Annotated in this window: 5 protein-coding genes and 1 other annotated feature; of the genes, 4 read left to right on the top strand and 1 reads right to left on the bottom strand. The window is 28.8% G+C overall.

Annotation, left to right across the window (positions count from 1 at the left end; translation table 11 throughout):
• Positions 1–197: 197 nt before the first annotated feature.
• Positions 198–1532, bottom strand: coding sequence for a branched-chain amino acid transport system II carrier protein (brnQ, locus tag AB2369_RS08120; protein WP_367665981.1), 1335 nt, complete (start codon positions 1530–1532; stop codon positions 198–200).
• A gap of 115 nt (positions 1533–1647) precedes the next feature.
• Positions 1648–1899: a binding site (T-box leader), on the bottom strand.
• Positions 1900–2205: 306 nt separating this feature from the next.
• Between brnQ and AB2369_RS08115 the strand changes: the two genes are divergently transcribed.
• The 4 genes from AB2369_RS08115 (at position 2206) to AB2369_RS08100 (ending at position 9179) form a co-directional block, all read left to right on the top strand.
• Positions 2206–3921: a methyl-accepting chemotaxis protein gene (locus tag AB2369_RS08115; RefSeq protein ID WP_367665980.1), complete on the top strand. Its 1716-nt coding sequence runs from the start codon at positions 2206–2208 to the stop codon at positions 3919–3921.
• A gap of 165 nt (positions 3922–4086) precedes the next feature.
• Positions 4087–4560, top strand: a complete 474-nt coding sequence (locus tag AB2369_RS08110) for a GNAT family N-acetyltransferase (RefSeq protein ID WP_367665979.1) — start codon at positions 4087–4089, stop codon at positions 4558–4560.
• A gap of 324 nt (positions 4561–4884) precedes the next feature.
• A complete protein-coding gene (locus AB2369_RS08105) occupies positions 4885–6891 on the top strand; it encodes a methyl-accepting chemotaxis protein (RefSeq protein ID WP_367665978.1) in 2007 nt (668 codons plus the stop codon).
• Between the two features lie 830 nt (positions 6892–7721).
• Positions 7722–9179: an amino acid permease gene (locus tag AB2369_RS08100; protein WP_367665977.1), complete on the top strand. Its 1458-nt coding sequence runs from the start codon at positions 7722–7724 to the stop codon at positions 9177–9179.
• The last annotated feature ends 317 nt before the right edge of the window (positions 9180–9496 follow it).

Below are 9496 nucleotides of genomic sequence, written 5' to 3'. Positions count from 1 at the left end.
AAACTTAAATTTTAACACATAGCTTAAAAGGTCCTTAAAAGTTATAGATTTTAAGTGGTGTATAAAATAAGTTTTCACCTAGAAACTTCACAGTATTTATATTTGAAATAACAACAGAGGATTTACAACTTAAATTTATATATTTTAAGTGTAAATCCTTTTATTTTTATAGGAAATATATTATAAAATAAAGCAATCTATTCTGCAATATTTTCTGATAATATACTTTTCCCATAAGATTCTTTTATAAAGCTATATAAGAAACCTAATAGTGCTCCTAGTATTGCAGGTACAACCCAAGGTAATCCTTTAGAAGCAAGAGGCATGTGACTTAAAAAGCTTACCTTTATACCTAATTGATTTATAGCATCTAAAATACCGAATATTGCGGCAAATATCATGGTAAATAAATAAACGGTATTATAGCCTTTAAAAAAGTTATGAAAAAATGCAAGAACTATAAGAACTATGGCCATAGGATAAATTGCATTTAAAATAGGTACTGAAATCTGAAGAATTTTAGTTAAACCAACATTAGCAGATATCATACTTGATACAGATAATATGGTAACAAAGCTTCTATAGCTTATCTTAGGCATTAAGGTATTAAAATATTTACTACAAGATGTTATAAGACCAACGGAGGTAGTTAAACAAGCTAAAGAGAATATTACTCCAAGGATTATAATTCCACTATCATTAAATAAATAATAAACTGCCTTTGTTAAAGTCATTGCACCGTTTTCTAGAACTCCAAATCTTGCAGTGGAAGATGCACCTATGTAAGAGAGCATTCCATATATTATGGTTAAGAACATCCCAGCTAAAAGACCAGCTTTTATAGTATTAGATACTAAAGATTTTTGAGAAGTGATCCCCATCTCTTTTAAAACTAAGGCTATTACTATTCCAAAATTAAGAGCAGCTATGGCATCCATAGTAAGATAACCATCTAAAAATCCTTTTAGTATAGGTGCTTCAGCATAAGGTAATGTGGGAGCAGAAAAATCTCCGATAGGTTTTATTAAGGTTCCTAAAAATATAATTCCTATAAGAACTAATATTGTAGGGGTTAAGATTTTTCCAAAACGATCTACTAATTTACCAGGATTTATACTAAGCCAAAATGCAATTGAAAAATAAACTAAAGTATATATGAAAAGAGGAAGAAAACTTCCACTTAAGTTTTCAGGTAAAAAAGGACTTACTCCCATTTCAAAGGCTAGGCTTCCAGCACGAGGTATACCAAGAAGAGGTCCTATAGATAAATAAATTAATATAGTAAATATTAAAGCGAAAGTTTTATTAACACGACTTGCTAGGCTTTGAAGATCCCCAGCCTTTGCCACAGCTGCCACTGCCATTATAGGTAGACCTACAGCTGATAGTAAAAATCCTATTAGAGATAATACCATATTACTTCCAGATAGTTGTCCAAGAAGAGGAGGGAAAATTAGGTTTCCAGCTCCGAAAAACATTGAAAATAGCATTAAACTTACTAATAGCAAGTTCTTTTTTGATAAAGTATTCATAATCAATTCCTCCAAATAAGTTAGTATTTTTTAGTTGGTATAAAATATTAATATCTATGTCAGAATCCATAATACCACCTCCCATAATTTTGAAAATAAAAAAGTCCCATCCCTAAAAAGGGACGAGACTTACTCGCGTTACCACCCTAATTCTATAAATAAGCAAAAAAGCTAATTTATAGCACTCAAATAAAGGTACCCATGATACCCACTCCTTTTAATGGTGGAGTTCCATCAAATCTTACTATATTTCAGATTTGCTTATCAGAGATGATTTTTGGATATACTCTGAACGTTGACTCTCATCAAATGTCAATTCTCTGTAGAACAGATGTTATACCTTACTGCTTCTCTTCACTGAATTTAGAATATGTTTTTTATATTTATACCATAATGTTATTATACTGTCAAATAATTTCTTTGAAAAATATTAAGTTTTATGAAAATAGCTTAAGTTTTTAGGTTTTTATAAAGAGGAATGAAGGAGATATCCGTGATACTAGCAATAAAATTAAGAATTATTATAAAGGTATAATTATTTTTTAAAATCTTTCGATAATTAGAGTATAATTATTTAAAAATTATTTCAATAATTATGTAAGAAATAGTTGTAAATACCATATGAAGTGACTATAATAAGCTTAATAAATAGGTAAAATTTATGGAGGATATCATGATAAAAAATCTAAGGATTAGAGGAAGACTATTTTTATTAGCTGCCTCTCTTATAATAATTTCATTCATCATAGGGGCAACAGGATACTATTATTTATGTAGGGCCCATGAGGATGTAACAGATCTTTATGAAGAAAATTTGACTGCTATTCAATACTTAAATGATAATAGGAATCAATCACGAGCTATTGAAGCTAATCTATATTATATTCTTTTAAGTAAAGACAAAGATAAACAAAATGAAAAATTAGAAGATATAGAAAGAAGAGATGAAATTTTCGATGATAATTGGAATAAATATAAAAGTACAGATGTAGATCCATGGGAAAAAGACAAGTTTCATGATTTAGAGAGTAATCTTGAATTATACAGAAATAGCAGAAATAAAGTTATTGCTCTCGATTTAGAAGAAAAAACAGAAGAGGCTATGAATGAACATGAAAAAACTAAAGAAGTAAAGAGTAAGTTTGAAGATGAGTTAAGGGAGCTTGCAGATTATAATACGAATCTTGCAGCAGAAGTTCATTTAGCCAACGGTAAAGAATTTAATGAATCTAGAAGAGTATTTTCTATTCTTATGTTCTTAAGTGTAACCCTTGGGGGAATTCTTACTTTTATAATAGCAAGATCTATAGTTTCACCACTGTCATTTTTAATTAAACATTTAAATCTTTTAGCTAAAGGGGATTTTTCTTCAACAGTTCCCTTAGAATTAAAAGAAAAAAGAGATGAGATTGGAGATATTTCAAAATCTGTAGATTTTATGGCTACAGCATTAAAGGATTTAATTTTAAAGATAAAAGAGCAATCAATGGGTATTGAAAGAGTTGTGGAAAAGGTTTCAGAAAATGTAAATACTCTTAATTTCGGTATAGAAGAGGTGTCAGCAACCACAGAAGAATTATCAGCGGGGATGGAAGAGACTTCTGCTTCATCAGAAGAGATGAATTCTTCTTCTATTGAAATAGAAAAAGTTATTGAGAAAATAGCATCGAGAGCTAAAGATGGGTCAGTATCTGCTAATGAGATTAATAAAAATGCTATTAATATAAAAAATGATTTTAAACAAGCTGAGAATAAAGCTATAGAAATATTTAATCATAGTAAAATGGATTTAGAGAAAGCAATTGAAGAATCAAGAGTAGTTGAAGAGATTAATTTATTGTCCCAGTCTATTATGGATATAACCTCTCAAACTAATCTTTTAGCATTAAATGCAGCTATAGAGGCAGCAAGAGCAGGAGAGAGTGGACGAGGCTTTTCAGTTGTGGCAGAGGAAATAAGAAAACTTGCAGAGGATTCTAAGAACGTTATAGGACAAATACAACAAATAACAGAAAAGGTTATTGACTCTGTAGACAAGCTGTCAAATAGTTCTAATCAGCTATTAATGTTTATGTCTAAGGATGTGTACAAAGACTATGAAAATATGCTTAATGTGACAGAGAAATATAGTGAAGACTCAATATTTATAGAAGAATTAACTAAAGAATTTAGTTTAAATTGTGATAATTTATTACACTCGGTAAAGGATATACTAAAGACCATAGAACAAGTTACAGAAGCTTCTAATGAAGGAGCTGAAGGTACTATAAATATTGCTGAAAAAATTGTTAAAATAAATGAGAAGTCTGCTGAAATAATAAAAGAAGTAAAATATTCAGAAGAAATCTCAGAGAACCTTATAAAAGAAGTTTCTAAGTTTAAAATATAGGTTTACATATAAATATTAATTTAATTTCTTTGGCTAGAAGGTTTTTACTGAAATTACTTAGTCTAAAATCAGGAATTTTTCTAGTGAAAAACTTTAATGAAAGTTTTTTTAGAGTCATATATTTTAATAGCACAATAGGTCATTTTTATTTAAGGAGGGGTATATATGGTTATAAGAGAAATAAAGGAAGATGACAATAAGAACATAGAACAGGTTATAAGAAAATGTCTTATAGAATTTGGAGCAAATAGAGAAGGATTTGCTTGGGCAGATCCAGAACTTTCAACCCTTTCTAGAGCCTATAGTGAAAAAAACACTAAATATTGGGTGGTTGAAAGTGGAGGAGAAATTTTAGGAGGATGTGGTATAGCACCTGTTAAAGGATTAAAAGGTGTTTGTGAACTTCAAAAGATGTATTTATTAAAGGAAGCTAGAGCATTAGGAGTGGGACAAAAGTTAATGGACATAGCTTTAGATTTTGCAAAAGATCATTATGAAACTTGCTATTTAGAAACTTTAAAATCCATGATGGTAGCAAACAAATTTTATAAGAAAAATGAATTTATAGAACTGGAAGAACCACTTCTAAAAACAGATCATTTTTCCTGTGATGCATGGTATGTAAAAAAGTTAATATAAGAGACATAATAATAACCATACATAATAATATTAAATGTGTGGTTATTTATTTTATCAGTTATATAAATTTAGATTAGGGAATAAATAAAGGATATCAAGACATATTCTTTTAATAGACAATAATTTTTAAAAAAATAAACATATTATATAAGGGGTGAAATAAAAATTATATTTACTGATAAAGTATTTTAAAAATAAGACTATTACTTAATAAGAATAATAAATAAACTTAACTTATTGTTAGAATGTTTTTATTATTATATAAATTAAAAGAAAATTGACACGATAGATTATATATAATTTATTTAAGAGAGGAATAAAAATATGGGAATGGGAAAGAGAAAAAGTATAAAAAAAGAAATAATATTACTCTTAGTGTTGACTTCTATAATTCCAATATTAATAATTGGAGGAGTAAACTTTTACTCATTAAATAGCAATCTAAGAGAAGACCTTCATATCATAAATAAAAATGGATTAGGTATAATTAGAGAGGCTTTGAGTTCTGATAATAGGGATAGTATTGCAGATATAAATTATCTTTCTACAGATGCTAATGCTTCAGGAGTTATTGAGAATAAAAATAATGAAGCTTTTTGGCTTGAAAAAAATCTGAATAATTATATAAAATCTAATGAGAATGCTTTATTTACTGCTATGGCAACAAAGGATGGAAATATTATTACAGCACCTAAGGCGGATTTTCCAGATGGATTTGATCCTAGAACTAGAGAATGGTATGAGGATGCAGCGAAAGATCAAAATGGAGTGATTATATCTGAACCTTATAAGGATATAAGCACAGGTGATATGGTTATAACTTATTCCAAGGCTGTAAAAAATGAAAATAATGAATTCATAGGGGTTATGGCTCTTGATAAGAAACTTAGTAGAATTTCTGATATTATAAATAATATAAATCTTGGAAATAATACATTTGCAACAGTTTTGAGCAAAGAAGGAAATATTGTAGCTAATAAGGACAAAAACTTAATTGGAAAAAATAAAGAAGATGAACCTTGGATAGAGGAGGTTATGGCTCTTGATAATGATTCTCATAAGGGGATTGAAATTAGTGATATAAGCTATGAGATGTATAAGGAAATAGATAAAGAGTCAGGATTAATCGTTGTAACATTTACCCCTACAAAGGAAATTTTAAAAATAGTTTTAAGGGGGATGGATATATCTATAATTATTTTCATATTAATCGTAATATTTGTAGGGATATCTGCTAGATTATTTACAAAGAGATTAACAGAACCTATTAAAGAAGTTGTAACCATACTTAATAAGGTTAAGAATGGTAGCTTTAAAGAAAAAGCAAAATCAAAAGCTTACTATAATGAAGATGTAAACTCTATGATTCTAGCGGTTAATTCATTGATAGATGATATGGTGGTTCTTTTAGAAGGAGTTAAGGAAGCGGCAGATAAGGTTAATAATGGAGCAGATACTTTATTTAATATAGTAAACCAATCAAATCAGGTAGGAGAAGAAGTAGCAAAGTCAATAGAGCAAATATCAGAAGGAGCTACCACTCAAGCATCAGAACTTGAGTATAGTGTAGGAATTGTAAATACACTAGAAGAAGAAATTAATACATCTTTAAGCAGTGCAAAAATCATGAGTACTCTTTCTAATGAAGTTAAAAATTCATCTATTGAAGGTATGGTATCCATGAAAGAATTAAGTGAGAAATATGAAGATAATAAAAAGTCTAGTGAATATATATCCTCTAAAGTAGATTTATTATCTACTAAATCTGATGAAATAGAAATAATTATAGATGTTATTAGATCTATAACTGAACAAACTAGCCTTTTAGCATTAAATGCTAGTATAGAAGCTGCAAGGGCTGGAGAGGCAGGAAGAGGTTTTTCAGTAGTTGCTGATGAGGTTAAAAAATTAGCAGAGCAATCATCAAAATCAGCTAAAGAAATAAATAGTGTTATTGTAGAGATAAAAGGAAGTATATCTGAATTATATGAAGAAACTAAGAATACAGAGAGATTAAATAAAGAAACCAGTGAAAAACTAGAGACCACAAAGGCTAAATTTAAAGTTATTGACGATAGTATTAAAAATTTAGAGAATAATATTGAAGAAGTTACTCTTTCTCTAGATAAAATAGATAATAGTAAAAATTTAGTTGTAACAAAGATCTCAGAGGTGGCAGCAGTATCACAAGAAACAGCAGCTACCACAGAGGAAGTAAGTGCTGCTTCAGAAGAGCAGTCATCAGGACTTGAAGAAATGACCGGGGAAGCTGAAGTTTTAAAGGAACACTCAAGTAACTTAAATTCATTAATTAAGAAGTTTGAAATATAGGATTAATATATAAGGAATCTTCCTTTAGATGGTGTTCTTTTAATCATCTAAAGATTAGATGATTAGTCTAAGTGTGTAGCAACTGTTATCTCCCAAATTTAAAAAGAATGGGAGTGTTAAAGCTTATAGCCATCAGATAGAACGAATCTTCCTTTAGATGGTGTTCTTTTAATCATCTGAAGGTTAGATGAGTTAATCTAGGGGCCGTAGCAACTGTTATCTCTCAAATTTTAAAAGAATGGAAGTGTCACAGTTGCTAGGCATCAGATAAATAAATTAATGTAAAATAAAAAAGTCTGGCTTAGTCCAGACTTTTTTATTTATAATTAAGTAATATAAATAGGAGGAATTACAGAGACTAATACTAAAGGTCTTTCTATGGAGGAGGTATTAACTTTGAAGGATAATAATAAAAAGAGTAAGAGTATCCATTTAATTTTTATATTTTAGATGACAATGATACTGATAAGGTGAAGATTAATTAAAAAAATCATTAATGAATACAAGAATCTTATAAATACTTTAAAAAATGTATGGTATGCGATTATATAAATTATATTATTATATAGTTTTTTTTAATAATATTGGTAATGATATATATAAATATGTTTTTATTTATTAAATAAGTAGTATATTGAACAATTTTTTAATAAAAAAACAAGCCTCTCTTGAGAGGAATTAAAAATAATGATAAAATTATTATTATGAAGACGAAAAATGTAGAAAATCATAATATATTACATTTTTGTCTTCAAGAAATTTTAATATTTTTTATTACTAAAGTAAAACATACTTTTATAGTATGGCTTTGCAAATGAGGAGGATTATTTATGGGAGAACTAGACTCGAAAAAGCTTAGGTGGAATAACCTTGCTTTAATGGCCTTTGTTGCTGTATGGGGATTTGGTAATGTAGTTAATAACTATGCAAACCAAGGGCTAACAGTTGTGGTATCATGGATACTTATATTAAGTTTATACTTTGTTCCTTATGCTTTAATGGTAGGAGAACTTGGATCTACTTTTAAGGAAGGAAAAGCGGGTGTTAGTACTTGGATAAGAGAGACCAGTGGAGCTAAACTTGCGTATTTTGCAGGTTGGACATACTGGGTGGTACATATACCATACCTAGCACAAAAACCTCAGTCTGTTTTAGTAGCATTAGGTTGGAGTGTATATCAAAATGGTGATTTTATAAGCAAATTCAATCCTATAGTATTACAATCTATATCTTTAGTTGTATTTTTACTATTCTTATGGGTAGCATCTAAAGGAGTTAACTCTTTAAAAAGAATAGGAAACATAGCAGGTACATCTATATTCATAATGTCATTATTATATATTATATTAGTTGTGGCAGCACCTTTTATGGTTGATGTAAAGCCAGCTACTGCAAGTTTTACTTTTAAAACTTTTATGCCAGATTTTAATTTTGCATACTTTACTACTATATCAATGCTTGTATTTGCAGTTGGTGGATGTGAAAAAATATCACCTTATGTTAACAACATGAAGAATCCATCAAAGGAATTTCCAAAAGGAATGATAGCTCTTGCTATAATGGTAGCTATATGTGCTCTTTTAGGATCTTTTGCTATGGGAATAATGTTTGATTCTAATGCTATACCAAAGGATCTAAAGATGAATGGTCAGTATTATGCATTTAAAATGCTTGGAGAGTATTATGGAGTTGGAAACTTCTTCTTGATACTTTATGCCTTAGCTAATATGACTGCTCAAATATCTGCTTTAGTATTCTCAATAGATGCTCCACTTAAGGTTCTTTTAGCTGATGGAGATAGAAGATATATACCAGATGTTTTAACAAAGACTAATAAACATGGAGCACCTATAAATGGATATATAATGACTACTGTATTAGTTAGTATATTAATAATGGTTCCTGCTTTTGGAATAGGAGATATGAACTCTCTATTTAACTGGTTACTTGACCTAAACTCAGTAGTTATGCCAATGAGATATCTATGGGTATTCTTTGCATATATGGTTTTAAGACGTAAAATGAGTGATAAGTTTAATTCAGAATACAAATTTATTAAGAACTCAAAAGTAGCCTATGGAGTTGGATTATGGTGCTTATTATTTACAGCTTTTGCTTGTATAATGGGTATGTTTCCAAAGGGAGTGGAGGCTTATACTTCAGAGTGGTATTTCCAATTCTCACTTAACTTATTGACTCCATTTGTTCTTATTGGATTAGGACTTATATTACCAAGAATGGCTAAAAAGAATAAAATAGATAATAACGGAGAAAAAGCTGCATCTTAGGATGCAGCTTTTTTTATTGTATATTTTTAGCATATAAATATATGTTTTATATAAAGATTTCAAATAGAAAAATAATTTGTGAGCTTTTCATGAGAAGAATTTTAATTTATATCATATTAATAGTTATTATTATTACATCATATTTAAATCAAAACTTATATAAATCAATATAAACGTGACTTTTGATCAGTATAATGAAATTTCAATTTTTAAAACCAAAGATTCCGTTATAAAAGTAGATTTTGGGATTACAATTGAGATTTTTATCTTATAATTCACCTTAAGAATTTGAGATAAGAATGCTATTAAGTTTAAAC

Origin of the sequence: Clostridium sp., assembly GCF_040797585.1 — a bacterium.
Classification (GTDB): domain Bacteria; phylum Bacillota; class Clostridia; order Clostridiales; family Clostridiaceae; genus Clostridium_Z.
This window is presented reverse-complemented; position numbering and strand designations above follow the sequence as displayed.

Coding starts and splice junctions, on each gene's coding strand:
- brnQ (WP_367665981.1), bottom strand. CDS start 1,532: ATGAATACTTTATCAAAAAAGAACTTGCTATTAGTAAGTTTAATGCTA.
- AB2369_RS08115 (WP_367665980.1), top strand. CDS start 2,206: ATGATAAAAAATCTAAGGATTAGAGGAAGACTATTTTTATTAGCTGCC.
- AB2369_RS08110 (WP_367665979.1), top strand. CDS start 4,087: ATGGTTATAAGAGAAATAAAGGAAGATGACAATAAGAACATAGAACAG.
- AB2369_RS08105 (WP_367665978.1), top strand. CDS start 4,885: ATGGGAATGGGAAAGAGAAAAAGTATAAAAAAAGAAATAATATTACTC.
- AB2369_RS08100 (WP_367665977.1), top strand. CDS start 7,722: ATGGGAGAACTAGACTCGAAAAAGCTTAGGTGGAATAACCTTGCTTTA.